Origin of the sequence: Laedolimicola intestinihominis (genome assembly GCF_040096155.1) — a bacterium.
In the GTDB taxonomy this organism is placed as follows: domain Bacteria; phylum Bacillota; class Clostridia; order Lachnospirales; family Lachnospiraceae; genus Laedolimicola; species Laedolimicola intestinihominis.
The window spans coordinates 1-1295 of record NZ_JBBMFE010000038.1; the positions used below are offsets into that span (position 1 = coordinate 1).

Consider the following 1295-nt stretch of genomic DNA (forward strand, 5'->3'; position numbering starts at 1 on the left):
AACAAACCTATGACCCTCATACAACGCTATGTATGAGCTGATTGCTCACCGGCAGTCAGAATGGTCAAGCGTGAAAGAGCGCAGGGTGGATGCCTTGGCACTAAGAGCCGATGAAAGACGTGATAAGCTGCGAAAAGCTTCGGGGAGGAGCAAATATCCATTGATCCGGAGATATCTGAATGGGGAAACCCGGCTGAGAAGACCTCAGTCATCCATACGCCAATTCATAACGTATGGAGGGGAACCGCCTGAACTGAAACATCTAAGTAGGGCGAGGAAAAGAAAGAAAACTCGATTTCCAAAGTAGCGGCGAGCGAAATGGAAAGAGGCCAAACCGGAGTGCGTGCACTCCGGGGTTCGGACCGCATAATTGATTCTGTAATTCTAGTAGAATGGTTTTGGGAAAGCCAGCCAGAGAGGGTGAAAGCCCCGTACATGAAAGGAAAGCAGACATGGCGGTATCCAGAGTACCACGAGACACGTGGAACCTTGTGGGAACAAGCGGGGACCACCCCGTAAGCCTAAATACTCCTTAGTGACCGATAGCGCATAGTACTGTGAAGGAAAGGTGAAAAGGACCCCGGGAGGGGAGTGAAAGAGAACCTGAAACCCTGTGTTTACAAGCTGTGGAACCGCTTTATATGCGGAACCGCGTACTTTTTGTAGAACGGTCCGGCGAGTTGCCGGGACTGGCGAGGTTAAGCACTTAAGGTGTGGAGCCGAAGGGAAACCAAGTCTTAATAGGGCGTAAAGTCAGTTCAGGCAGACCCGAAACCGGGTGATCTACCCATGTCCAGGATGAAGTTGCCGTAAAAGGCAATGGAGGTCCGAACGCACATCCGTTGAAAAGGGTGGCGATGAGGTGTGGGTAGGGGAGAAATTCCAATCGAACCCGGAGATAGCTGGTTCTCCTCGAAATAGCTTTAGGGCTAGCCTCGATGGAGTCTAATGGAGGTAGAGCACTGAATTTCCTAGGGGGCGTCAAAGCTTACCGAAGAATATCAAACTCCGAATGCCATATAGATGCTCATCGGGAGTCAGACTACACGAGATAAGTTGGGTAGTCAAAAGGGAAAGAGCCCAGACCTGCAGCTAAGGTCCCAAAGTGCGTGTTAAGTGGAAAAGGATGTGGGATTTCAAAGACAACCAGGATGTTGGCTTAGAAGCAGCCATACATTAAAAGAGTGCGTAATAGCTCACTGGTCGAGAGGTCCTGCGCCGAAAATGTCCGGGGCTAAAACACGACACCGAAGCTCAGGAATGTACCTAGTACATTGGTAGAGGAGCATTTTTAA

At 50.0% G+C, this 1295-nt stretch carries 1 rRNA gene; it reads left to right on the forward strand.

The annotated features are described in order from the left end of the window. Positions 1–62: 62 nt before the first annotated feature. Positions 63–1295, forward strand: a 23S ribosomal RNA gene (locus WMO29_RS16665); the annotation flags it as partial.